This window comes from Mobilicoccus massiliensis, from assembly GCF_000826525.2.
In the GTDB taxonomy this organism is placed as follows: Bacteria; Actinomycetota; Actinomycetes; order Actinomycetales; family Dermatophilaceae; genus Mobilicoccus; species Mobilicoccus massiliensis.
Window position 1 is genome coordinate 21,876 of sequence record NZ_LN651324.1, and the last position, 25,498, is coordinate 47,373.

The 25,498-nt window shown below is 70.5% G+C and carries 17 protein-coding genes and 1 pseudogene; 8 read left to right on the forward strand and 10 right to left on the reverse strand.

What is annotated here, in order from left to right; translation table 11 throughout:
• Positions 1–53 precede the first annotated feature (53 nt).
• Together BN1197_RS01160 and BN1197_RS01165 are read right to left on the reverse strand one after the other, a co-directional pair.
• Positions 54–1,163, reverse strand: coding sequence for a type IV toxin-antitoxin system AbiEi family antitoxin domain-containing protein (locus BN1197_RS01160; RefSeq protein ID WP_040155447.1), 1,110 nt, complete (start codon positions 1,161–1,163; stop codon positions 54–56).
• Between the two features lie 217 nt (positions 1,164–1,380).
• A complete protein-coding gene (locus tag BN1197_RS01165; RefSeq protein ID WP_141397160.1) occupies positions 1,381–2,064 on the reverse strand; it encodes a hypothetical protein in 684 nt (227 codons plus the stop codon).
• A 735-nt stretch (positions 2,065–2,799) separates the two neighbouring features.
• Here BN1197_RS01165 and BN1197_RS01170 point away from each other — a divergent pair.
• The 5 genes from BN1197_RS01170 (at position 2,800) to BN1197_RS01190 (ending at position 11,808) form a co-directional block, all read left to right on the forward strand.
• On the forward strand, positions 2,800–5,772 hold the full coding sequence (locus BN1197_RS01170) for a cell wall-binding repeat-containing protein (RefSeq protein ID WP_176489686.1): 2,973 nt from the start codon (positions 2,800–2,802) through the stop codon (positions 5,770–5,772).
• 192 nt (positions 5,773–5,964) lie between these two features.
• Positions 5,965–6,498 (forward strand): hypothetical protein, encoded by a 534-nt coding sequence (locus BN1197_RS01175; protein ID WP_040155455.1) that lies wholly within the window; start codon positions 5,965–5,967, stop codon positions 6,496–6,498.
• 90 nt (positions 6,499–6,588) lie between these two features.
• Positions 6,589–7,890: an ISL3 family transposase gene (locus tag BN1197_RS01180; RefSeq protein ID WP_040155307.1), complete on the forward strand. Its 1,302-nt coding sequence runs from the start codon at positions 6,589–6,591 to the stop codon at positions 7,888–7,890.
• Between the two features lie 262 nt (positions 7,891–8,152).
• Positions 8,153–9,262, forward strand: coding sequence for an acyltransferase (locus BN1197_RS01185; protein ID WP_040155456.1), 1,110 nt, complete (start codon positions 8,153–8,155; stop codon positions 9,260–9,262).
• A gap of 395 nt (positions 9,263–9,657) precedes the next feature.
• Entirely contained in the window at positions 9,658–11,808 is a 2,151-nt protein-coding gene (locus tag BN1197_RS01190; protein WP_141397162.1) for a coiled-coil domain-containing protein, read from the forward strand.
• 50 nt (positions 11,809–11,858) lie between these two features.
• Here BN1197_RS01190 and BN1197_RS01195 read toward each other — a convergent pair whose 3' ends face one another.
• Positions 11,859–12,632 carry a hypothetical protein gene (locus BN1197_RS01195; protein WP_141397163.1) on the reverse strand — a complete coding sequence of 258 codons (774 nt, stop codon included), beginning with the start codon at positions 12,630–12,632 and terminating at the stop codon, positions 11,859–11,861.
• A 46-nt stretch (positions 12,633–12,678) separates the two neighbouring features.
• On the opposite strand from BN1197_RS01195, the gene BN1197_RS17205 reads away from it, so the two are divergent.
• Together BN1197_RS17205 and BN1197_RS17210 are read left to right on the forward strand one after the other, a co-directional pair.
• Positions 12,679–12,822: a hypothetical protein gene (locus tag BN1197_RS17205; RefSeq protein WP_176489687.1), complete on the forward strand. Its 144-nt coding sequence runs from the start codon at positions 12,679–12,681 to the stop codon at positions 12,820–12,822.
• 219 nt (positions 12,823–13,041) lie between these two features.
• Positions 13,042–14,283 (forward strand): heparan-alpha-glucosaminide N-acetyltransferase domain-containing protein, encoded by a 1,242-nt coding sequence (locus BN1197_RS17210; protein WP_187122582.1) that lies wholly within the window; start codon positions 13,042–13,044, stop codon positions 14,281–14,283.
• Positions 14,284–14,337: 54 nt separating this feature from the next.
• On the opposite strand, the gene BN1197_RS01205 is transcribed toward BN1197_RS17210, so the two are convergent.
• The 3 genes from BN1197_RS01205 to BN1197_RS01215 form a co-directional block, all read right to left on the reverse strand.
• The gene (locus tag BN1197_RS01205) at positions 14,338–16,167 is read right to left on the reverse strand and encodes a cell wall-binding repeat-containing protein (protein ID WP_082043513.1); all 1,830 of its coding nucleotides are present in this window, start codon (positions 16,165–16,167) and stop codon (positions 14,338–14,340) included.
• 202 nt (positions 16,168–16,369) lie between these two features.
• Positions 16,370–17,947, reverse strand: a complete 1,578-nt coding sequence (locus tag BN1197_RS01210; protein ID WP_141397164.1) for a hypothetical protein — start codon at positions 17,945–17,947, stop codon at positions 16,370–16,372.
• A 107-nt stretch (positions 17,948–18,054) separates the two neighbouring features.
• Positions 18,055–19,218 carry an SGNH/GDSL hydrolase family protein gene (locus BN1197_RS01215; RefSeq protein ID WP_052465828.1) on the reverse strand — a complete coding sequence of 388 codons (1,164 nt, stop codon included), beginning with the start codon at positions 19,216–19,218 and terminating at the stop codon, positions 18,055–18,057.
• 159 nt (positions 19,219–19,377) lie between these two features.
• Here BN1197_RS01215 and BN1197_RS01220 point away from each other — a divergent pair, with 159 nt between their 5' ends.
• Positions 19,378–20,829 (forward strand): lipopolysaccharide biosynthesis protein, encoded by a 1,452-nt coding sequence (locus tag BN1197_RS01220; protein ID WP_040155465.1) that lies wholly within the window; start codon positions 19,378–19,380, stop codon positions 20,827–20,829.
• 19 nt (positions 20,830–20,848) lie between these two features.
• Here BN1197_RS01220 and BN1197_RS01225 read toward each other — a convergent pair whose 3' ends face one another.
• From BN1197_RS01225 to BN1197_RS18060, 4 genes and pseudogenes are all read right to left on the reverse strand, one after another.
• On the reverse strand, positions 20,849–22,438 hold the full coding sequence (locus tag BN1197_RS01225; RefSeq protein ID WP_040155467.1) for an O-antigen ligase family protein: 1,590 nt from the start codon (positions 22,436–22,438) through the stop codon (positions 20,849–20,851).
• A gap of 285 nt (positions 22,439–22,723) precedes the next feature.
• On the reverse strand, positions 22,724–23,836 hold the full coding sequence (locus tag BN1197_RS01230) for a glycosyltransferase (RefSeq protein ID WP_052465829.1): 1,113 nt from the start codon (positions 23,834–23,836) through the stop codon (positions 22,724–22,726).
• The gene (locus BN1197_RS18055; RefSeq protein WP_390622694.1) at positions 23,833–24,387 is read right to left on the reverse strand and encodes a glycosyltransferase family protein; all 555 of its coding nucleotides are present in this window, start codon (positions 24,385–24,387) and stop codon (positions 23,833–23,835) included. The genes BN1197_RS01230 and BN1197_RS18055 overlap by 4 nt, the downstream gene beginning before the upstream one ends.
• A 741-nt stretch (positions 24,388–25,128) precedes the next feature.
• Positions 25,129–25,305 (reverse strand): annotated as a pseudogene (locus tag BN1197_RS18060) (DapH/DapD/GlmU-related protein); the annotation flags it as partial.
• Positions 25,306–25,498: the final 193 nt, after the last annotated feature.

The window sequence follows — 25,498 nt, forward strand, 5'->3', positions numbered from 1 at the left end:
GCGGGCGTCGAGCTCGGCGGCCGTCGCTCTCGGCACGGAGAGTCCTCATTCGCTCAGCTTGCACGCTGGGTGGGTGGGGAGAAGGTGCGCGTGGGGCAGTTGCGTAGGCCGCGGAGGATGCGGTCGACGTTGTCGACGCGCACCGTGTGCCCGGGCGTGACGCACGGTGGGTGGGGAGAAGGTGCGCGTGGGGCAGTTGCGTAGGCCGCGGAGGATGCGGTCGACGTTGTCGACGCGCACCGTGTGCCCGGGCGTGACGCACTCCGACCAGGTGAGGCGGCGATGCTCCAGCCGGCGCGGTTGAGGGCGGCGGCGCGGGCCTTCTCGCGCATGACACGCTCGCGGAGTTCGGGGGCGGTGAGGTCGGTGTGCGCTCCGATGCGGTACTTCGTCCTCCCGTCGACCTCGACGGCGATGCCGACGTCGGGGAGCGCGAGGTCGAGTCGGTAGGTCCTGCCCTCGACACGGACCTCGTGCTGTGCCTCGGGCGCGTAGCCGGCGAGGCGCATGGCGTAGCGGGCGGCGGACTCGGCCGGAGACTCGGCACCGGGCTGGGCGTGGGCGAGGATGCTGCGGATCGGGCCGACTCCCGGACGACGCCGGTACTCGGCGACAGCGGCCTCGAGGTCGCCGACCGTGTGGAGCCCGGCGTGGAGGCCGAAGTCGGCGGCGATGAGCGCGGCGAGGGGTCCGCACGTGCGTCCGGCCTGCACGACGGCGTGGGGCAGCGGCACGGCGTTGGCGTCGGGGCCGAGTCCGTCGACGGAGGAGTCCGTGCCGTGGAGGATGTGCCCGTCGGTCGAGCTCTGGGACGGCTTGCGCCGGTGGGTGAGGTGGACGCGGCCGAGGTCCTCGCCGAGCAGCGGCGCGCCGTGCAGGATCAGCGCGGTGTAGTGGCTCGCCGCCACCCGGTGCTCGTGGTGGCGGATGAGCGCGAGGGCGGTGCGCCGGTGCCGTTCCTTGGGTGTGAGCGTGGCCGAGGGCACGGTGTACCAGCCTCGGGTCAGCCTCGCCACGACGTGAGTGCGCGCGAGCCGGTCGAGCGTCGACGTGGCGATGCCGACGGCGGCCGCTTCGGAGGTGGAGAAGACGCCGTCGTCGCCCGCTGCGCTCATGAGGTGCGCCAGCGCTGCGGTGATCTCGAGCGAGATGCGAGCGGCCATGCGACGACGATGCCGCCTCCGGGCGGTCGAGGAACTCCAGGGGTCGGGAGCTGTGGATGGAGCCTCGGTGAGGGGAGGGCTGTGGACGACGGGTGCGGTCACGCGGTCAGTCCCGACCCCGCTCACCCGAACCCCACTGGCTCACCGTGCAAGGTGCGCGAACGGGGCTCGGCTGAGTGGGAGGCGGGACGGCGGGACGACGTCGAGGATGGCCCGATCAGTCGGGTTTCAGGCTGAGTCCGTGCCAGCCGTACACGGCCGGTCCGGCGGAGTCGGTGACGGCGACGCGCTTCGTGCTGTGACGCACCCAGCCGCCGCGGTGCCAGCGGTAGGTGGTGGCGGTGCCGACGTAGGGCGTGCGGCTGCCGGCCGTCTTGTCTGCGACGGTGGCCGTCACGTACCGGACGCCTCGGCGGGTCGAGAAGCGATACCCGCGGATGACGGACGCGGCCCAGTCGATCACCCATTCGCGCTGACGGGTGTCGGGGGCGTTCATCGAGACGAGTCGACCGGCGCGCCACGTGAAGACGTGGAACAGGCTGGCATGGGCTCCGAATCCTCCGCGGAGCACGATCTCGTTGCCCGGGACGCCGTCCATCCCCGCCACTCCGAACAGGGGAGCGTGGCCCGCGATGGGTGCGGCCGGCACCGTCAGGCGAGAGGCGATCCTGCCGGATGCCGTCTTCACACACAGGCGGAACGTGGGAGTCTCGCCCCGACCCAGCTGGGTGACGGCGATGGTGTCGCGCCTGGCGTCACCGTCGACATCGGCCCGGCCGACGGTCCGGCCCGGACACGTCGGAGTTCGCGCTTCGGCGTCGGGAGCGCCCGTGCTCACGAGGCCCAGGCTCAGCACGGACGCCACCGCGCAGGTCACCGGCGCGAAGGAATGCCTTCTCATGTCGTGTCCTCTCCGTAGGACGGGCCTGCTGGGCAGGCAGGGGAGTGCGTGGGTCGTCGTTCGGCCCTCGGCTCGACGCCGGATCCTCGGAGGGGGCCTGAATCCGGTGTCGGTGTTGCGCTCATCGGCGCCGGCGGGCATCGCTGAAGACTGGTGCGGACGACTGTCCGGTCGTCGAGCCGCTCTCGATGACACCGGTGACGCTCCGGCCGGAGGCCCGCGAGGAAGGACGGGCGCACACCGTGGCGATGTGGATCGAGGGGTCCGTCGTCGACGCGGGCCGGACGAGTTTTGAGCCACGCAGAAGTTCGTGCCCGACGAAGGACGAGGGTTTGCTCCGATCTGCGGCGCCAAGTGTGAAAACACCCGAATGTTGTAAATGGACGATAGTCCAAGTGGGGTGTTCGACTCATCCGTGAAGCGCGATCCGGAGCTCGCTCTTGAGTGTTATCGGTCGCGACAGAGGTTCACATCTAAGGGCTTACCTGGTGATCCGGAACGGATGGCGCGGGTCATCGGTCCTGGACCGATGTCTTGGTGGGGTGTCCAGGACGGCCAGGTCAGAGTGCTTGCAGGCGTCGTTGCGGACAAGAATCGGAGCGCATTCGTATGAGTTGTGTCACTTTGATGATCCTCAGGTCGGGCCGCATGCTGCCGACCATGCGCACCCCGGAAGGCGTGGTCAAGCGGAGTGTCTGGGAACGGTTCGAGAATGACCTGTAACCCCCATGAGGCTTGAGCGATGAACAAGTTGGTGTAACCATTAATACGGCGGGTCACCATCGGAATCCGGTGGGCCTGGGGGAAGTAGGCCCCGGGGATCCGATCTGGCCACCACCCGAGTTCGTACGAACCAGCCTTCAGGAGGCAACAGTGAGCTCTGCAGCCAAGCTGCGCTACCGCGGAATCGCCCTCGCCGGCGCGACCGCGCTCGTCATGACGTCGTTCGGCCCTGCGGCCTTCGCGTGGAACGCGCTCCCTACGGATGGTGACCCGGTCACCCCCGGCGCCCAGACGGTCGACTCCTCGGACGATGCTGGCGCCGCCAGCATCGGTCTCGTCGACAAGGACACGACCAAGCCCGGCACCCAGGGAGCCACCGCGTTGACGCCCGGAGGCAACGGCGAGATCGGTGACGTCAAGTTCGTGCTCCCTGCCACCTGGCAGGCGGGCGACACGCTCGATCTTCAGATTGGCAGCTTGACCCCCGGCGTGGTCGCGGACCGGGTCTCGTTCACCAGTCCGGGCGCGGTCACGTTCGATCAGCAGGCCTACAACTTCAAGACCCACGTCGCCGACTACAGCCCCACGTACACCGCGGGCGCCGAGCAGTCGTCTGCGACGGCTGCCGGCTCGACCGAGGGCGGGACCCTCACGAAGTACGCTCCCGACGGCACGACCACGACCACGGCGCGGACGCCTCAGTTCGGTGTTTCCATGGTCAAGAAGGGCACCGGGACGGCGTCGTTCAGCGACACGATCCGCATCACGTTCACCAACGACTCTGACCCCGCGTCGAACACCGCGAAGTTCATCGGCACGCTGACCGGCGCCAAGGTTGATGTCGGCACCAATGTGAGTGGGGCTGTCCCTCTGACCGCGAGCTTCACCAATGGGTCCGGCAACGGGACAACGGCCCCCACGTTCTATGGGGACGCTAGTTCGGCCCGCAATGTGACCTACCCGGCCATGGTGAGCCAGGCCGCCATGGCTGTCGAGAACGCCAGCGTTGTTGCCGACGGCTCGCAGCAGAACGTGGGACCGATCTCGGTTACCGGCACCAAGGACTTCACCACTGGTCAGGCGGTCACCGTCACCCTCGCGGGTCAGAACACGAACGGTCAGCCGGTGGCCGTGCCGTTCGCCGGCACCGTGACGGTCACGCAGATGGACAGCGCCGGCAAGGTGCTGGGCACCAGCACGATCAACGCCACCAGCCCCACTCTCACCGTGGACGCGCTGGCAGGCGCCCGCAAGGTCGTGTTCAGTGGCGTTCAGGTGAAGGCTCCTGAGGCGGCGGCATCGCTCACGTACACGCTCGCCGCTGCCGGGGGGCTCGACGCTCCTACAACGCCGCTCGGCGGCTCCAGCGCCGACCGCCACCAGCTCGACATCGAGGGTGCCGTCAACCAGACGATCACCAGTGGTACGGCCTCTTCGCTGCCGACCCGCCTCGGTGGGCAGGACCGCTACCAGACGGCCGTGAAGATCGCCGAGCAGGCGCTGGGTACCGACTCGAACGGTCCGCGTGGCGAGAGCGACAACGTCGTCATCGCCTCCGGTGAGGGTTTCGCTGACGCACTGTCGTCCGGCTACCTCGCCGCGACGAAGGACGCTCAGCTCATCCTGACGCGTGCGGGTTCGCTCCCGCAGACGGATATCGAGTTCCTCAAGACCTACGGCGCGAAGAACATCTTCATCGTCGGTGGCAACGGTTCTGTCAGCAAGACGGTGGAGGACCAGCTCAAGTCGCTGCAGTCCTACGACGTTCAGGCCAAGGAGCAGACGCAGCAGGTCACGCGCACCGTGCACAACGGCTCGCTGCCGACTACCGCTACCGCTGGTGGTGTGAGTGCCACCCTGAGCCCCCAGCTCGCCTACACCAACCAGGCCTCGGCGCCGGGCGCTCTCGTGCTTACTGTGGCTCGGGATGTCAACGGCAACGCCACGAACATCACCACCTCGTCTGCCGGCTACGCCGTCACCGGCTACAGCGGCAACACCGCGACAGTGACGTTCACGCGACCTGACGGCTCCACGCAGACCAGCACGGTGACGGTCGCGGGTGGCTCGAGCACGGTGAGCGCCGATGACACGTACACCTTCACCCCGGCCGACACGACCTCGAACGTCACGACCACCGAGCCCGTGCCCGGTGGCCCGACGGACCAGACGGCCCAGGGTGACAGCCGCAAGGTCGTCCCGCTCGACGCCAAGCTGACCGTCACGCGTCTGGCCGGGAGCGACCGCTTCCAGACCAACCGCAAGGTCAACGAGTACGCCGGTGCGACGAGCGTCAACCCTATCGGTCAGACGATCCCGGAGTTCGGCAAGCCGTACGCCAAGACGGCGATGGTCGTCAACGGAATGGCGCCCTGGGACGCTCTCGCTGCGGGACCGCTTGTCAGCAAGACAGGTTCGACGGTCACGAAGTTCCCGCTCCCCGTGATTCTGACGGCGGGTGACTCCCTCAACGTGAACGCCAAGACGCAGCTCCAGACTCTGGACGTTCAGCGTGCAATCTTCATCGGCGGTGCGGGCGTTCTGCCCGACTCGTTGATGGGTGAGGCCGACAACCTTGGCGCATACACCAACCGTCTCGCCGGTGCCGACCGCTGGGGCACGGCCAAGGCTGTGGCGGAGTTCGCGCTGGCGAGCGACGTCGCCTCGTCGACGAACAAGTTCCCGGGTCTGAACTTCCAGGCCGTCAAGACGAACCCGATTCTTGCGAATGGTGGTTCGATCAACGGGAACATGGCTTCCACGCTCGCTCGCGGCGCTTGGGCGGACGCCCTGGCTGCCGGCCCGCTGGCGGCCAAGGAGTCCCGCATCATCGCGCTGACCGACTCGACGTCGCTCCCGGGCACGACCAAGGATCTGCTGTCGCAGAACAAGGCTGCCTTCGACGTCCCGGTCATCGCAGTCGGACTCGGTGGCGTGATCTCCACGGAGACGATCGCGGCAGCGAATGCAGCAATCGCCAAGTGACACACCTCGTGACGGCGGTCTGAGCGCCTAGGTACGAACAACACGCAGCGGGTCGGGATCGAGAGGTCCCGGCCCGCTGCTCATACAACTGCGGTAAGCGAAGCTGTGCCGCGCTGAGCGGTGCTTCATGGACGCCCGTACTGATTGGATCGGTGAACGTCAGTGAATTATTCGACGAAGTTGCAGCATGACATGTTCCAGGACTGCCGCGGGGCTCTGCACATCGCAAGGCTGCTGGTAGCGCTGGATAATGCTCGCAAGGACTCGAAGGAAATAGATGACCTGATGACTAGGGTCGAGGTAAGTGACGGCTATTCATCTGCGATTTCATATCCGAACGCAACGGTTTTTCTTCAGATGGCGTACATGACGCTGGTGTACCCAAGGGAGGGCGTCTTCACTGAAATGGTGGCCCAATGGGAGCCAGGTCTTGACATCAGCAAGGTTGAGTTTGCGAAGCTCCCCCCTCTTCCTCGTGATCCCGAGGATCGGCGTTACGAGAAGAGCTGGCCAAACGTCCTTGTGCGCATCAGGAACTCACTCGCCCATAGCTCCGTCGTGGTCACGCCAGACCAGTTCATATTCTATGACAAGCCCTGGAAGACTGCGAGCCACGACATTAAAGTGTGTTTGTCCCCGGAGCAACTGGGGGAGCTGACAATGGGCTTCTTTCGGCTGGGAAATGGGCTCTTCCCAGACGAGGGTGTAGGTGCCGTGTTCACCTGAGCGGGCCGGGGTGGGCGCGTCGCTGCCGGGATAGGCGTCGAGGTCTTCCGAGGATGGAAGTTCTCACACAGCCATCCGAAAGACCTCGACGTGTTCGACGCTACCTTCAGCGACCCCGACCTGACCACCTTCACCGGCCTGGATGACCTGGGCCTACAAGCAGTCGGTCAGTGCTTGTTTCCGCACAAGGCAGTGCTGGCCTGCCGCGTCGTCGCCGATGACCGCTGGTGCCGACGGTGCGGTTGCGAAGGGCGCGTGCGCGACTGCGCGGTGCGGGAACTGGCCCATGCTCCGCTGGGATGGCGCCCGACGATTCTGCAGGTCCGGCTGCGTCGCTACCGCTGCACTGGCTGCGGGCACGTGTGGCGCCAAGACATCAACGCCGCGGCAGCGCCACGGTGCAAGCTCACCAAGACAGCTCTGGCCTGGGCGCTCGAAGGACTCGTGGTGGCACACCTGTCGATGAGTCGCATAGCGCAAGCGCTCGGGGTGGCGTGGGACACCGCCAACACCGCCGTCCTGGACGAAGGACGCAGGCGCCTGATCAGCGATAACACCCGTTTCGATGGCGTCAAGGTGCTCGGCGTGGACGAACACGTCTGGCGTCACACTCGCCGCGGGGACAAGTACGTGACCGTCATCATCGACCTCACCGGTGTGCGGGATGGGACCGGTTCTGCGCGGCTGTTGGACATGATTGAAGGGCGTTCCAAGGCCGCCTTCAAGACGTGGCTCGCCAGCCGCGACGAGGCGTGGCGGGAACAGGTCGAGGTCGTCGCGATGGATGGGTTCACCGGGTTCAAGACGGCCGTGGTCGAGGAGATCCCGCACGTCACGGCCGTGATGGATCCCTTCCACGTGATCCACCTGGCCGCCGACGCCTTGGACGAATGCCGACAACGCGCTCAGCAGGACATCTTCGGCCGACGGGGCCGCGCCGGTGACCCGCTGTACAGGGCCCGACGCACTCTGCACACCGGCGCCGACCTGCTCACCGACCGCCAGAAGGTCCGGCTGGCTGACTTGTTCGCCGATGAGCGTCATGTCGCGGTCGAGGTCACCTGGAGCGTCTACCAGCGCATGATCGCCGCCTACCGCGACCCCGACCGCACTGCCGGGAAGGCCACCATGAGCGCGCTGATCGCCTCCGTGGCCCGTGGTGTTCCGGCCGGTCTTGCCGAGGTCGCTCGACTGGGCCGGACACTGAACAAGCGCGCCGCGGACGTGCTGGCCTACTTCGACCGTCCCGGCACGTCCAACGGCCCAACCGAGGCCATCAACGGACGACTCGAGCACCTACGCGGCATCGCGTTGGGCTTTCGCAACCTCACCCACTACATCGCCCGCAGCCTCCTCGAGACCGGCGGCTTCAAGCAGCAACTACACCGTTGATTGGGAAGAGCCGGGAAATGCCAACCTGTTTCCTGGTTTTCAGGGGTGATGTCCGCGAATTGGTTCGATCCTAATGGTCCGCTTTTCTCCTCCCTGCGCGGGGTGTAGAAGGATCTCTAATCGTCGCGCTCATGACTTCATGCGGGCCTGCTGAATTTCTCACCACTGCCTTCTTCCGTCTGGCCCGCGTGCCCGCTGAGGTGCTCAGACGTGCCCGTCAGGCGTGGCTCGATCGTCGCGGAGGGGGTTATGCTTGCGCCAAATGGAGAGATGTGGCGAGAGGGCTCAACTGAAGGCTGACGCCTCTGCGCCGCGGGAGTCCCTCGCCTGGCTCGGGTGGTTCCGGGTCGTCTCGATCGCGGGGGTCGTGCTCATCCACGTCAACGGGCTCACCGCGGTGGCGCATCACGGCGACGGGTCGGATGTGGGGCGGCTCGCTCTGCTGCTCGATTTCGTGTCGCGGTGGTCGGTGCCGGCGTTCGTCATGGCGAGTGGGGCGATGCTGCTCGACCCGGGCCGGTTCTCGGGGACGGGGGCGTTCCTGCGCAGGCGGGCGCTGCGGCTCGTGCCGGCGCTGGTGGTGTGGCATGTGGTGTACGCCGGGGTCGTCGTGCGGCTCACCGGCCGGTTCGCGCCGTCGGAACTCCTGCAGGCGGCGCTCGTGGGCAAGCTCTACACGGCCTTGTACTTCTTCTGGATCGTCCTCGGACTCGCCCTGTTGACGCCGCTGCTCGTGCCGTGGGTGGCGTCGGTGGGGACGCGGGAGGTCGGCGCCGCGGGGGTCGTGCTCGCCGCGATGCCGGCGGCGGCGATGGCGATCGTTCCCGTCGCGCCCGAGAGCGAGGCGTGGGTGCGGACCGCCGTCACCTGGTGGGTGCCCTACCTCGGGTATTACCTGCTCGGGTACGCGGTTCGGCGGGCGCGACTGCGGGCGTGGGTAGGCGTGGCGTCGATCGTCGGATTCGCCGGCGGGTCCGCGTGGGTCGTGTGGCAGTGGCGGCAGCCGGCCGGGGTGGGGGCGGTGCTCGAGCACTACCAGCCGGCGGAGTCCTACTTCCACCCCGCTGTCGCCGTGGCGGCGTGCTCGGCGATGTACCTGTCCCGGTGGATCATCCGCCCCGGGGCCGCGGGGGCGCTGTTCGCCCGTCCACGGATGGCGCGCCTCGGCCGGGCGTTCGGCGCCGCGACGCTCGGAGTGTTCGCGGTACACCAGCTCGTGCTGTACGTCGTCGAACGGATGCCGTGGCTGGGTGGGGGAGCGGTGGCGTCGACGCCCGAACAGCTCGTCGCCCGGTGTGTCGTTGTGTTCGTGGGGGCGTATGCGGCGGCGCTCATCGGAGGTCGGATTCCCGGGGTGCGTCGGGTGGTGTGAGCCCGGACCGGCGGTGGGCCCGGTCGGGCGTTCGTGCGGCGGCATCTCAGGGCTCGCCACCGGCTGCGGCCCGGAGAGCGCTGCGTCATCGGCTGCCGTGCGGGTGCGCGGGGTGTGGGTCGGGCCTCGTCCTGCGGCTGCGGAGGCGGCCAATCACGGCGATGCTCCCGAGCGCTCGCTGCGCGACAAGGACGAGGACGTCCCGGTGTTCCTGTCGGCGCCGTCCTGGGTGTTGCGGGAGCCGGGGTTGTTCGAGATCGTCACGCCTTCCGATCGGTTTCTCAAGCCTCGAACAGGCGAGCGATTGTCTGTGGAATGAACAGCCATGAAGGTAGCGCAAGTGGTACGATCGTCCTACGTCGTCGAGCACAGCGATCGGTTCGGAGGTGAGCCCTGTGACGCAAGCGGTGGGTGCCGCCGAGCGGGTCGCGGTGCTGGAGCCTCCGGCCGAGTGGGGTGTGGGTGAGCAGATCGATCCGGCGACGTTCGCGCAGCTGTCCGAGGACGAGACCCTCTCCGAGCTCGCGCGCCTCGAGCGGCTGAGTGCGTGGATCGACGCGCGGGCGCTGTCGCTCACCGAGCATCTCGTGACGGCCCGTGAGGAGCGCACGCTGGCCTCCCTCGAACAGCGGCAGCCGAACTGGACCACGCGTGAGCGCAACCTCTGGGTCGCAGAGGCGCGGGCCTGCCTCGACGACGAGATCGCGCTGGCCACGGGCGTCTCCGGCCGGGCGGCACGGTCACGCATCTCGATGATCGTCGAGGATCCCGAACGGGCCGCGCCGATCCGCGACGCGCTCGCGCGGGGAGAGCTGTCATGGGCGCGGGCCGTGCAGACGTTCGGTCGTGCGTCGTTCGTCCCCGCCGAGGACGTGCCGCGGCTCGTCGACAAGCTCGTCGCGCCCTACCTCGCGCGCAGCGCCGACGGCGTCGGTGGACTGCTCGTCCCGCAGCAGGTCTTCACCGCTCGACTGGCGCGGCAGGTCGCGGCGTCGAGCACCCAGGCCGAGCGGCACGAACAGGCGATCACCGGCCGCACCACGTTCACCCTGATCGACGCCGAGAACGGCATGGGCACCCTCAGCGTCACCGGCCACGCCGCCCGGGTCGCCGGAGCCCACGAGCGGGTCGACGAGATCGCCCGCCGGCTGAGGCGCGAAGGCGACGCGCGCACCCTCGCGCAGCTGCGCTCCGACGTGACACTCGACCTCATCCTCCACGGCTACCTGCCCACCGGCCCCGCCCTCCCGCTGCCCGGATTCGACGGCGCGGGCGCCGACCGCCATGACTCCGACGGCGCAGACCGCAACAGCGACCCGAGCCGATTCGCCGCCTACGACACCTTCGCGGGACACCTGCCGCCCGCACAGGTACACGTGACCGTGTCGCTGTCCGCGCTCCTGGGTGCCACCGACGAGCCCGGCACCCTCGACTGCGCCGGCCGGCAGGAATGGTTGTGCGCGCAGGTCGTGCGCGACGCGGCGCTGGCGGCCGGATCGACGTGGAAGCGGCTGGTCACCGACCCCCTCACCGGCCACCTGGCCGACCTCTCCACCGCCGGGTACGCCGTCACCGGTCACCTGCGCGAGCGCATCGTGGCCCGCGACCGCATCAGCCGCGGCCCCGGCCGTGTCCGCCCCGCCCGGCTGTGCGACACCGACCACGACATCGACTACGCCCTCGGCGGCACGTCGAGCGAGTCCAACGTCTCCGCCAAGGACCGCCGCAGCCACAACCACAAGACCCGCCGCACCTGGCACACCCACCGAGAACCCGGCGTCAACGGCGACATCACCTGGACCACCCCGACCGGTCGCACCTACGTCACCGCACCGTGGGACTACCGCGACCCCGACCCCCTCACCCCCGAACAGATGCGCGCCAACCTCACCCGACGCGCCACGTCGGTCCCCACGTCGCCCGGGGATGCCGGGCCGCGTGCGGCGTGGACCGGCCACGCTGCGCGGCCTGACGTCGCGCCGGGTGACGGCGGTCGGCCTGACGTCGCGTCGAACGATGTCGGGCTGGGCGACGTCGCGTTGAACGACGCCGCGTCGAGTGACGTCGCGTTGAACGACGTCGCATCGGACGCCCGGACGTCCACCCACGACCCTCGCCGGCCCGGAACCGTCAGCACGTCTGCGGGGCACGTCTGCCCACTGCCCGGCGCCGCAACCCCGACCGGCGCGTCGGCTCGGGCGTGGTCGGAGGTGCCGGTCGATTCCGACAGCATCCGGCGAGTCGCCGCGGCCACGGGGCTCTCGGTCGAGGAGGCGTTCGCCGACCTCGTGGCGATGATCGACATCGACGAGGCGCTGACGCTCTACAGCCGGTGCAGCAGCTCGTGTGGCGTCACGCACGCCCGGCAGAACGAAGCCGTCACCGTCACGGCAGGCGGGGCCGCGACCACGGGCGACGCGAACGCCGACCTCGCCGACCTCCTCGACCCAGCGGCCATCGTCACCGGGCGGCCTCGGCAGCGCCACCGCCCCACCCGCCGCCCGACCCCGTGGGAACACCGCTCGGCCGGGCCGCCGCCCTTCTGAGGACGGAGGCCGGCGCCTGCAGGCCCCGAAACCGGCGGCGGCGAGCGGACTCAGCGCGTCATCGTCATGACGAACCGGGGCGACATCGCGCGGGAGTCGTGGGTGCGAAGGCGGTAGGTCTGCCGGCCGAGCACGTCGGGCGTCGTCTGCACATCGAGGCGCAGGCTGTCACGCACCGGACCCCACCCGACCTGACGCCACGCGGTGCGACCGTGGAGCCGCTCGAGGTAGACCGGCCTCCACGCCTTCAGCGGGGCCTTGGAACGAACGACGACCTTCGACCCACGCTTGACGACCGTCGGCGCCGAGACGGGCATCCGGTACGTCCACGGCACCGTCACCGCGGCCTTCGCGAGATCGACGCGGTGCCCCAGGACGTCACGACCCGAACCGACGAGCCGCACACAATGCGGCTGCGCCGCCGGCGCCCCCAGCGCGACCGCAGGCGTGTTGGCCAACGTCGCCGAGAACCGCCCCGAGGAGTCGGTGCGCACCGACCGACCGGCGTCGGCCGTGTCGCACTCCGCGCCGCGACCGATCTTCACCGTCAGCCGCCGCCCGAACGACCCACCCGTGGAGGTGACGACCCGACCCGTGACGACGTACGACCGGGCCCTGAGATCCACCGGCGCAGTCCGGCCCGGCCGCAGAACCGGCGTCCCGACCGCCTTCACGGTGATCGGCCGCAGATGCGTGGGGATGTACGGCGTGCACGCACCCACCTGGCCGGCCGCGGTGTCGAACGTGATCGACCGGCTCGGACCGGTCGCCTGGAACACGCCCTGCCACGTCGCCAGATCCCCCTGCTCGGAGACCTTGCGCATCGGCACCTGAAGACCGGTCCCTCGGTCCTCCTCTCGCATCAGCGCCATGGACCCCCACGGCGATCTCCCCGACTGCCCGGGGGAGTTGACCACCGCCCGGGTGGTCATCGTGATGGTCACGGGCGTCGATGCGAGTCCACGCACCGTGACCGCCGGGCGATCGACGTTCACCGACCGGACCTCGAAGTGATCGTAGAACGTGGAGCAGGTGTCGTCCGCGCGGGCCTGGGGCGCGGCGACGAGGAGAGAGACCGGAAGCAACGGGCCGTGGCCGCAACGGTGAGGGCACGCATGCCCTCCCATCGGCTCCCCGCCCCGATTCCTTCGCCCCGCGCGCGAATTCGCCTCGGAACGCCCGACACCCGCGAGGCTCCCGCCGAACCCCGCCACGGCGTCGCACCCTGGAGGGATGGAACGTCGCCCGCCGCCCGCGACGCCTCCGCCCGCCCGTCTCGACGCGCTCGACGTGGCCCGCGGACTCCCGCACCCTGGAGGGATGGAACGTCGCCCGCCGCCCGCGACGCCTCCGCCCGCCCGTCTCGACGCGCTCGACGTGGCCCGCGGACTCATGCTCGTCGTCAGCGTGCTCGTCAACGCGTGGATCACCATGCCGGCATGGTTCGAACACGCCCCATGGGCGGGCGTGCACCCCGTCGACCTCGTCTTTCCCGTGTTCGTGACGCTCAGCGGCGCCGGCCTCGGCATCGCGTACGCCCGGCGCGTGCGACCGGTGCGTGAGACCCGCCGCGTCCTCGTCCTCCTCCTCGCCGGGGTCGCGTTCACCGCGCTGCTCGCCCACCTCGCCCAGGGCCGCATCGAGTGGTCGACGTTCGACGCGACCGGGGTGCTGCAGCTCTACGCCGCCATCGTCGGCGGCGTCGTCCTCCTACGCCTCGGCTGCCGCATGTGGTGGCAGTGGCTCGTCGCGGGCCTGCTCCTCGCGGGCGCCCAGGCGACGCTGCTCCTCACCTGGGCCACGGGGTGCCCCGGCCACGAGCTCACCCCGGAGTGCAACCCCTCGCGCGTCATCGACGCCGCCGTCTTCGGCGCCGCGCACATCTACGTCGAAGGCGCCCGCGGCCACGACCCCAGCGGCCTCGTCGTGCTCGTCGGCGCGCTCTCCTCCGCCGCCTGCGGGGCCGCCGCCGGCCGGATCATGCTCGACCACCGCGACGGCGTCCCGGCGCGACGGACGCTCGTCGCAGCGGGGGTCACCGTCGCCGCCTGCCTCGTCGGCGCCCTCGTCACCGGACTTGCCGTGCCGGCGTTCAAACGGCTGTGGACCGCGCCCTTCGCCCTCGGCGTCGCCGGCGCGACCGTCACCGTGCTCGTGATGCTCCATCTCGCCCTCGACGGACGACCCGTCGGCCGCGCCGAACGCGCGCTGCGGTACCCACTCGTCGCGCTCGGCCGCAACAGCCTGCTCGTCTACTTCGGCTCCCACGCGCTCACGAGCATCCTCCTGCGCACCGGTCCCGCCGGGGGCGTGCCCGTCAGAGGTCCGTCGTGGGCGCAGCTGTGGCAGCAGGAGCTCGCGGCTCGCGTCGGCGCCCCCGGCGCCGCCGCCTGGCCCCTCTGCGTCGCCGCGCTGCTCGCCTGGACGCTGCTCGTCGTCGTCCTCCACGCCCGGCGGATCTACATCAAGGCGTGACCCACGACGAGGCGCCGGTGACCACGCGGTCACCGGCGCCTCGCATGCGGTGTGTCAGCAGCTCTTCTTCACCGAGAAGTCGCCGAGCACGTCGACACCACCGAGGCGGGTGACGTCGGTGAGCGGCAACTTGTCGAACTCCGTCTTCACGCTGCCCGGCAGGCACTTCGGCGCCGTCAGCGCGAGCGGCGCGCCGGCCTTGGCCGAGGCGGGGACACCTGAGAGCGCGTCGGGGAAGTTGAGGCCCGACGCGAGGATCGCCGCACTCGGGTTGCCCTTGCCGGTGACGTTCGCGACGATCGCCGCCGACGTCGCATAGCGGTCGGCACCGGCGTAACGCGCCGTGGTCGCGTTCGGCAGCACGTCCTTGACCTGACGCTCCACCGAGGCGCCCATCACGCTCGTCCCGCCGACGAACACGACCTTGCCCGGGTTCAACCGCTTGAGCGCCGCCACCGTGTCGGGCGTGAGGGACTGCCCGTCGCTGAGCAGCAGCGGAGCACCCTCCTTGGCCGCTGCCGACCCCGCCGACAGCGCATCGGGGAACATCTTGGCCTGCGCAAGGTACACCGTCGACGCACCGGCCCACTTACCGGCGACCGCCGCGGCCGTCGAGTACCGGTCCGCACCCTGCAGGCGCGTCACCGGCGCGATCGCGCCGAGCTGCTTCGCGACGTTCGCCGAGACGACGCTCTCGCCACCGACGATCTGGATCGTCGCCGGCTTGAGCCGCTTGATCTCGTCGACCACGTTCTGCGGCGCCTCAGTCGGCCACGTCTGCAGCAGCGGCGAACCGGCCCGCGCCGCAGCCGGACCCGCCGACAGGGCATCCGGGAAGTTCAGCGCGTTCGCCACGTACACGGTCTCGGTGGAGTCGGTGAAGAACTTCTTCGACACGGCCACCGACGTCGCGACACGGTCGGCGCCGGCCACGCGCGTCGAAGCCGGCTCGGCGAGCTCGGCCGAGTACGGATACACGAACTCGTACGTCGTCTGCGCACCCGCGAACGAGCGGCCCGCGTCGGCGACAGCGGTGACGGTCACATTGCCGTCCGCATCGGGCGTCACCTTGAACGTCTTGCTCGTCTCACCCGCCGCCCACGTCACGGGAGTGCCGTTGACCTTCCACGTGATGTTCGGGACGTTCGTGAGCCGCATGGCGTCATCGGCCTTGCCGGGCTCGTCGATGACGACCGGCGCGGTCGGCGTCGGCAGCGACGCAGGCACCGACGCCCCGGAGGTGAGGCGGTAGGTCTGCGTCCACGTCGTGGAGCCGTCGGCGAAGGCGTAACCGTCGTCGGCCTTCGCGCTGACGACGTAGTCGGTGGACGGGTCGCTCGGGGTGACCTTGACGTCCTTCGTGGTCTGGTTGGCGTCGAACGTCACGGCCGTGCCGTCGATCGACCACGTCACGTGACCGACCTTGGTCAGCGTGATCGCGTCGTTGGCCGTGCCCGCGCCGTCGGTCGCCTCCGGGCGTGCCGAGGTCGGGATCGAGACGACCGAACTCACCTTGGCCGTCTGGGCGATGACCGTCGTGCCGTCGGCCGTGAGGAGCTTGAGCTCGTAGGCGCCGCCGGTGTTCTCGGTGATCTCACAGGTGAGCGTGGTGCCCGTGACCGAGGTCGCCGTACGGCACGAGTTCGCCTCGGACTGATCGGCCTTGTCCTGCACACCCGAGCTCGTCAGCGCCACGCGATAGGACGCGTTCGCCTCGAGACCGGTGGCAGACACGGTGAACGCCTTGCCCGCGACCGGTGCGGACGGCTCGACCGACAGGCCCGGCGCGGCCTGCGCCGACATGCTCGGAGCCACGAGGCCCACAGCGGTGAGAACGACCGTGCCACCGGCAGCGGCGAATCGGCGGGTACGAGAAGCAGTCATGGATTCCCCTCCAGGGTGCCCGGCCGCCTCGATTCCGCGCGGCCCGAGCGCGAGTGTCGAAGAGCCCTCTCCCCGGGCCCTTCTGGCGCCTCGATGAGTGTTCGAGGACGCACCTCGAGTATCAAAGACGTTGAGGGCCAATGCAATTCGATCATCCGTCCGGAACGGGTGACCGTGATGACCGATGTTGCGGTCGTCGGCGCTAGCCCGAGCGTCGAACGGCGGAGGCGGTGACGGCCCAGATCACACGGCTGCGCGCTGTGGGCAGGGGCGTCGCGGACGGGAACGCGGAGCCAACGTAAGCCGCGTCGGCGGGCCGTCCGACGACGGACGTCACCCGCCACTCCCGCGCGAGGCGGGCGGCCTCCGCGGGAGCGAGGAGCTTGGGGTCGACGGAGATCACCGGGTGAGGGAGGGCGGAGTAGGCGACGGCGATGTCCGACGCATTGCCGGGAGCGAGGGCCATCACGGGACCGCCGGTCGCGAGGGTGGGCTCGAGGGCCGCGCGCAGTTGCTGGGTGTCCGCTGCCGCGCGCGCGTTCGCGACGCGCAGGGTGTCGGCGACGGTGGTCGCTCGCGTCACGCCGGCCACGACGACCAGCGCCGATGCGGCGGCGACGAGCGTGCGGAGCAGCAGGCGCCCACGACGCACCCGCCACACTCGGCTCACCGCGACATCGAGGAGCATCGCCGCGACGGGAGCGGCCGCGTACAGGTAGCGGGTCTGGGGCTGGAAGAGTCCGCACGTCGCGACGTAGGTGACGAGCAGCGCGGCGCCGAAGAACACCAACGCCGATCGCGCGGGGTCTCGCCCGGCTCGCCGCCCCAGCGCCACGAATCCCGCGACGCACGCGACGACGACGGGCAGTACGGCGCTGAGCTCCGTGGGGGTGCGCGGAGTCAGCGCCCGCCACACGCCGCGGGTGAGTTTCTCGGCGAACGCGCCGGCGTCGAAGGCGACCGGCACGAAGTAGAAGTCCATGTTCGACGACGCACCCTTCGCCCCCACCATGAGCGTTGCCGCGAGACCGGCGTTGGGATACGGCTCGGTGAGCGCCGCGTGCCCGACGGCGATGCCCACGGCGACCAGCGCCGATGCCCCGGCGACACGTGCGGAGACGCGGCGCCCCCGCCACGCCCATCCGAGCCAGAGGAACCACGCGAGCAGCAGGAGCACGAAGTTCGACCGCGACCACACGAGCATCCCCGCGGTCACCCCGCTGACGAGCCACCACTCCGCCCGCCCGGAGCGTTCCGCGGCGACCACCGCACCCACGAGCACTGCGACCCCGAACGCGAGACTCGCCTCGGCCACCGGCGACAGCACGGCCCACGTCGTCGTCGGAAAGAGCAGGAACGCCGCCGCGCCCCAGCCGCCGCTCCCGCCCACGATGCGGGAGGTCAGCACCACGATGACCGCCGCCGCGACCACGAGCGCAAGGTCGACGGCGATCCACGCGGCTCCGGGATCCCCGCCGCCGAACAGACCGAACACCCACGACGCGAGGTGCGTGACAGGGGTGTCGTGCATCCGCGGCGGCAGGGTTCCCGGTGGCGCGGTCGCCGCGAAGAGCGGATAGACGTGGTTGCTCACCACCCGACCGGTCTCGGCCGTCATGAGCAGATCCCCGGCGTACCAGAACTGATCGGTGCCCGCGACGCCCCCGCCGAGCCTCATCGCCAGCGCGAGAAGGAACGTGCTCGCGGCCAGCAACGCCACCCAGGGGAGTAGCCGTGCGACGCCCGCCCGAGGAGACGACGAGAGGGGCGAAGAGGGCACGAGCCCAGGCTAAATGGGGTGCCCGACCTCGCCCGGTTCCCGCGCCCGCGACCGCCCCGACACGCGCATCCAATGCCGCCGAGACAGCCGCCGTTTCCGGCCTGACGTCAGCGACCGCGCAGTGCCAACGGCGGAACTTGGATGGTCGTCGTGCCGTCGGTGATGGTGCCCGTGAGGCTCCCGCTCACGCGGCGGGGGAGCACGGTGTCGACGGTGGCGCGGCCGTGACGGTCGGTCTGGGTGGAGATCGTCGTCGCGCGGGCGCCCTTGGTCGCCGGGATGACCGTGAGCCGCACCCACGCGTGGGCGAGTGGCCGGCCGCACGTGTCGGTCGCGCGCAGAGGCGTCGAGTGCCGCACCGACCGGGTGGACGTCGTCGTCACGATTCGCCCAGGGACGACGCGAGCGAGGGCGACCGACGGCCGTGCGCAGGTCACCGCGCGTTTCGGTGCGGGTGAGAGCCCGGCGGTGACGAGCTCGGCGATGCGGCGATAGCCGATGACGTTGGGGTGCACCGCATCCCAGAACGCGTCGTCGGGATCGGCCAGGTCGTCGAACACCCCCCGTTCGTCGATGAATCCCAGCCCCCGTGCCCGCAGCCACTGCAGCAACAGCACGCGCCCCTGAGCCTGGCCGGCCCGCGCGGTCGGGGTCATGTGCGCGAGCGTCGTCACGGTCGGGACCGCCCCGAACTTGGCACGAAGGCCGGCGTGCAGCGCGGCGTACTGCGGTTGCACGTTTCCCGGGGACACGTTGTGCCCGAACGAGACGATCGCCAGGTCGGGCTTCTTGGGCACGCCGAGCGTGAGGTGATCGAGTGCCCGCTGCGGCGTGCCGCCCGGCCAGCCGAAGTTCCAGATCGTGATCGGCTCCGCGCTCGGCTCGCCCGTGGGCGGAAAGACCTCGGCGTCGGCCACGTATCGCTGCTTCTGCCAGTCGAAGTGCCGCACGAACACGTAGCGGTCGCTCGCGAGGTTGCCGGCCCACATCGAGACCCACTCGCCGGGGTCGTTGCCCACGGAGTCGCCGAGCACGACCACCGTCAGGGCTTTGCGCGAGGCCAGCACCGCGCGGGCCGGCGCGAGACGCGCCGAGTCCTGCGACGTGGCCGCGACGGTGACGCGGGCCGGGGCGGCCGCCGCCGTGGTCGTTGCTGCGGTCACCGCGCGAACGGGCGGAATCCCGCCGAGGGCCGGCGGGGCGAGAACGAGCGCGCTCGCGGCGGCCACGCAGGACGCTGCGACGACGCGTCGAAGGCTGGCGATGCTCATGGCGCTCTTCCGTGAGATGTCGGGCGCGGGAATCCGTTCCCGCGGGCGAGGCCGGGACGCCCCGGCTCCTCTCTCCTATCGGCGGCGAACGTGCGTTCAAGAGGGGTGTCCAGGCATCGCTCACGTGAACCGGAGCGCCCGGCCCGTACGATTCGACGGGTGAGCAGGCTCGACGAATGGTGGAACCGGCTGGGCTTCGGCTCCGCCGCCCGCCAGGTGACCAACCTCAGCGTCGGCGCCGCCGGCTCGCAGGTCATCCTCCTCGTCGCGCAGGTCGTCCTCGGAGCGCTCTACACCCCAGCGCAATTCGGCGCCTTCTACACCGCAACCGCACTCGGTGGGTTGCTCGCGATCGTCGTCACCGGCCGCTACGAGATGGCCGTCCCCCTCGCCGACACCGACGAGGAGGCCCGCGGACTCACCGTGCTCTGCCTCACGCTCGCCTCGATCGGCAGCACCGTGCTGCTCGCGCTCGCGGGCATCGCCACGTGGCTCTTCGGAGCCCGCGCCACCGAACTCGTCGGGCCGGCGCTGTGGCTCGTGCCGCTCGTGACGTTCGGTATGGCGGTGTACACGATTCAGCGCCTCACCCAGGGCCGCTACGAACGATTCGGCCTCATCGCCCGAGCGGGGATCGGCGGCACGTTGTTGCAGGTCGTCACACAGATCGCCGGTGGACTGTTGGGCGGTGGACCGGGCACGCTCACCGTCGGTTACGCGCTCGGGCGGCTCGGGTCGGCGTTCGGAATGATGCGGGGCAGCCGGGGTGACGCGGCGACGCGTGCGCCGCGGCCGACCGTGCGCGAGCTGCGCGGCCTGGCCCGCACGTGGCGGGAGTTCCCCCTGCTCAACACGTGGCCGGCGCTGCTCAACGGGATCTCGGCCTCGGGGGTCGCTCCGGTGGTCACGGCCTTCTACGGACGGGCGTTCGCCGGCCACTTCGGTTACGCGAGCTACGTGCTCGCGGCGCCCTCGGCGTTGTTGGCCCAGGCCGTCGCCGGCGTGCTGCTGCCACGGATGGCCGGGATGGAACGCGCCGGACTGGAATCCGCGCCCTCGCTGCATCGCACCGCCACGGCGCTCACGTACGTCTCGACCGTGTTCTTCGGGGCCGTGATGCTCGTGGGCCCGGAGCTGTTCGTGCTGCTCCCTCCGATGGGGCGCTGGCGGGAGGCCGGCGTCGTCGCCGCCCTGCTCGCGCCGTGGCTCGCCGTGAGCTTCGTCTCCTCCCCGCTGAGCACGTACGCGACCGTGCGGCGCCGGCTGGGGCGGTTGCTCGTCGTCTCTGTCGTCGAGGCCGGGCTGCGGCTCGCGGCACTGGCGGTCGGGCTCGTCTGGGGCGGCCCGATGTGGGGTGTGGCCTGCTACTCCGCGGCCGGTGTCGCGATCTGCCTGTACTTCATCCACTGGACCCTCGGTCTTGCGGGCAGCGGAATGCTGCGCTGGGCCGCGGAGATTCGTGGGTATCTCCTCCTCGCCGGGGCGATTCTCGCCGTCGGTCTGGGCGCGCGCGTGATCGACGTCGCGCCGGTGGCCGTCGGGGGGATCTGCAGCGTGGTGCTCGCAACGCTCGGCGCGCGCGGGTTTCTCGGGCTGCGGGTAGGACGATGACAGGTAGCTGTCGGTGCGGCTATCGCAGGGAAGCGCGTTCGGCTTCGCGAGTCGCCGCGTCGCGCGCGGTCGCCGCTGCGACGGCCTGACGGTCGAGGGCGTCGAGGATGTCGCGAGGGATTTCGACGGGCTCCCCATGAACATGCTCAGGGGGTGCCGTGACAGGCCGGCTCTCCGACCCGACCCACCACAGCGTGGCCGCGGCCGAGGCGAGCAGCAGCCACCACACGGTCCACGGCACGGACGAACTGACGACGCCGCCGGCGGTGACGAACCCGAGGAGGTAGATCGTCGCGCTCGCCCGGGCTCCGACGAGATCGAGTCGGGCAGGGCGGCCGAAGGTCGTGGCGTCGGTTGCGCGAACACCCCGGCGGGAGTGGGACGACCGCAGGGGCGACTCGAGACCATCGGTGCGTCGGCGACTCGACCGCGGCACGACCGCCCGCCACGTGAGCAACGCCAGCAGCGCCGCCAACGGCACAGCCACGACCAGCCCGTACTCGACGAGCATCTCGGCGAGGCCGTTGTGCATCGACAGGACCGGCGTCTTCGGCGACTGCTTCTCGAGCAGGATCTGGTAGCGGCCGGTGCCGATGCCGAACCACGGGCTCTCACGCCAGTAGCGAAGGCCGATGCGCACGAGTTCGATTCGGAGTGAATCCGAGCGGGCGGTGACCTCGTCGCCGGGGGCGATCAGCCGGTACACGGGGTTGGCGGCCGCGACCGCAGGGATGGTGGCGTGGGCGACCACGAGCGCGGCAGCGCCCAGGCCGAGACCCGCGGCGAACCACGGGCGTCGACGCGCGACCGACAGGGGACGCAGGCGACGGCGATGCAGCCAGAGTCCGGCCGCGACGACGGCACCGACGACACAGGCGAGGAGCGCCGCGCGGCTGAACGTCAACCAGGTCAGGCCCAGGCACGTGGCGGCGAGCGTCAGCCACGCGACACGGTGGAGGCGCGAGAGACGCTCGGTCGCCGCAACGAGCGACAACCCGAATCCGACCGACAGCACGATCGCGAAGTTGTTGGGGTTGCCGAACGTCGCCGCCGGGGACAGCGGGGGAGCACGCCAGAACTCCGACGCCACGAGGTGACGATGCGTCAACACCTCCCAGACGCCGACCGGCACCGTCGTGACCACGATCCCGACCCACATGCGCCGGATCGCTCTCGCGCCCGACCACCGCCCGCCGGCGAGCAGCAGGCAGGCGGCGGTGGTGAGGATGTTCGCGACGACGATCCGTTGCCTGAGGTGCACGAACGAGGATCTCGGAGCCCACTCACTCCACTGCGGCGTCGTGGCCCACCAGGTGAGGAGCATCGCGACGAGGAGCACCGCCGGGAGGGCCCCGCGGCGCGGCGATCGGGCGAGAAGGAGGATCCCGAGCGCGAGGAGCGTCACGCGAAATCCGGTCGTGACGTACGGGTGCACGAGGCGTCCCATGATCGGAAGCCACACGCTGTAGACGCCGAGCGCAACGAGGAGGACATCGGCGGCGCGCTGGAGACGGAAGCAGGTGACCAGGCCCGACAGCGATCGTCCGATCGGGCGTCCGCGTCCACGAGCGCCGGCCGCGAGGTCCCGACAGCGACGCGCCATCTCCATGTCGTCACCCCCGGTCGGCGCGAAGGCTCACCTCACGCTCGGTTCTTCTGCGGCTCCCCTCGGCCCGCGTTCCCATCGTCAGAACGCTTGTCGTCGTGAGGGGTCGGGGGTATGCGAGTGATCGAGCTACGCGCCGAGACAGCCGTCCTTTCCTGCCTCGGTGGTCTTTCCGTCTCCGGGCGGGATGCGAGAGGCCGGAAACGACGGCTGTCTCGGCGGGCGTGCGGGTGGAAAAGCGCGGGTGTGACGGGGTGAGAGGCCGGAAACGACGGCTGTCTCGGCCGGTCAGGGGGTGGGGGCGGCCGCCGGGGCCACGGGAGACCTCGTCTCCATCCACGTGGCGAGGACGCGCGCGGAGGATCGTCCGTCGTGCCAGCGGCGCACGAAACCCGGTCCGCGAGAGGCGAGGTCACGGGCCTCGGTGGCATCGGAGAGGACGCGCTCGATCGCCTCTTCGAGGCCGTCATGCCGAACCCGGATCATCGGCGGAGGCTCCGGCATGAGCGCGGCGACGTCATCGGCGAGGCTGCCGACGACGACGCGTCCGGCGGCCATCCCCTCGATCGCGTTCGCGCCGTAGTAACCCGAGCGCACCTGCTCGATGAGCACGTCACACGACCTGACCAGCGCCGGAACCTCCGCCGGATGAACCGAGGCCGGGCTCACGTACTCGACGCGTCCCTCGTCGTGCAGGCGGGTGAGGAGGGGGTCGACGAGGTCGGTGCCCTTGATCGGGGGTGTGCGGCGGCTCGGCAGGTGCAGGACGCGGGGACGCCGCCCCGAGGAGAACGGTGGCGGAGCTCCCGCGAAGGGCACCGGGTCGACGACGACCGGCAGCCACGTGGCCGGCACGTCCTCCAGGAGCAGATCGGGGGTGCTGACGAACAGCGGCAACGCGCTGCGCCGGGCGGTCTCACGGTTGCGGGCGGCGGCCTCGCCGAGGGAGGCGTTCCATTCGGCCGGCGCGATGCGGTAGTAGGACTCGGCGAGCCGCTCGGCGTGTTGCTGCGGGTCGCGCAAGTCGCTGCCGTGGGCGATGAGCGCGAACGACGCCCGGGGCAGATCACGCTGCAGACGATCGAGCTCGACACCGAGGTGTGACCGGTCGAGGCGGCGGTAGAGCGAGGCGAACGAGTCGACAGCGACGTGAGACGCGCCTCGGAGCATCCGCCGCACGAGCACGGCCTTGAGCGCGTCGGGCGTGATCCGGTGGTGTGGAAGGCGGCGGGTCGCGGAGAACTGCAGCGGAGGGCGTCGACCGGGCGGCGGCGCGAAGCCGAACGACCACGCCGCGTGATCGGTGAAGGTGTCGACGGCCTGCGCCCACGCGTGGGCCTGTCCGGCGTTGTTGATCGGCCCGATGGCGAGCGTCGCCGAACCGGGCGGCGGGGCGTTCATGCGGTGGTCGTCGCGGCGAGCAGGCGATCGACCTCGGCCTCCCAGCAGTGCCGCCGGACGAACGCCTCGAGCGCGCGGCGGCCCATGGCCGCGGTCTCGGCGGGGTCGTCGCGCAGGCGGGCGATGGTCGCGGCCAGAGCGGCCGGATCCTCCATGTCGCATGCCAATCCGATGCCCTCCTCGGCGACGAGCCGCGACATCTCCACGGCGTACGACGGCACGACGACCGCCATGCCTGCCGACATGTACTCGAAGAGGCGGTTGGGCAGACTCGCCACCCCCATGTCGCGGCCGTAGGCGACGAGACCGACGCGGCACTGCGCCAGGACCCGCGGCATCGCGTCGTGAGTCACCGCGTCGTGGAGGACGACCTTGTCACGCACGCCGAGCTCGTCGATGCGGGCATCGAGATCGGGCATCCAGCGCTCGCACGTCGCAGCCGGTCCGCGGCCCGGGAAGACGACGACCTCGACGTCGTCGAGCCTGGTCAGCGCATCGAGTACGACCGGTGTGCCGTTACCGGGCTGCCCCTTGCCGTGCATGATCCGCATCGGGTGCGTGGGGGCGGACTCCGCCGCGGGCGCCGTGGCGGCGAACGAACGGGGCGCACAGTTGCGCACCGGGAACGCGTGCGGATGACCCTGCGTGTACGGGGCGAGAACGGCGTCGTTGACGCCGACGACGACCTCGCAGTGCTTCGCCGTTGCGGCGACCCGGCGGCGCATGAGCTCGCGCGCCGCGGCAACGGGGCGGCCGAGCGTCCAACGGTCGAGCATCGCGCCGTGGAACTCCTCGTGGACGTCGAAGACGACCCGCCCGCCCTGACGGCGCGCCACCCGCACAGCCGTCGCGGCGGCGTCGGGGTCGGGGGAGTACCACCAGTCGACGTCCTGCACCGCGCGCGCGGCGTGATCGACGCGCTGCGCCGAACGCACTCGGTCCAACCGGCCACGAGCGGGGGGAGTGAGGTGGTACTCCACGCCTGGAACGCGGTACCCCTCACCGGCGAAGAAGCTGTGATCCGGGCCCACCCACGACACCCGCCATCCCGCGTCGAGGTACGCGCCGACGATCTTCGTCGTCACCCGCACGTCGTCGAGGGGATGCGCGGTCGTGAGCACGCACAGGTGGGGGCGGAGATCGGTGCGGGAGGTCTCGGTGGCACCGGGAGTTGCGGCGCGCTCGTGGCCGGGGCTGCGCGTCGTCGTGGGGCTCAGGTCGTCGTCGGCGCGGTGTCGCTTCGGGGCGAAGGACGGCGCGAGAACGGGCCCGTTGACGACGGCGGAGTGTCGTTCACGATCGGCGCCGTCGAAGCGATCACGGATGCGCGTCGCGGGAACCCCACCCCAGATCTCGTACGGCGGAACGTCTTTCGTGACGACGGCGCCAGCGGCGACGACCGCTCCCTCGCCGATCGTCACGCCGGCCATGAGGGTGACTCCGCGGCCCAACCAGACGTCACGCCCGATCGAGGTGCGCCGCACGGGCGGACGTCCCGCGAACTGCATCGGCACACCCACCGCGTCGATGACGTGATCGTCACCGACGACCGCCACGTCGGCCGCGAGCATCGTGTACCGCCCGATCGACGTGCCCGCCGAGACCACGGACCCCGGCCCGACGAAGACGTACTCCTCGGCACGCAGGTCGCGAGCCGCGTGA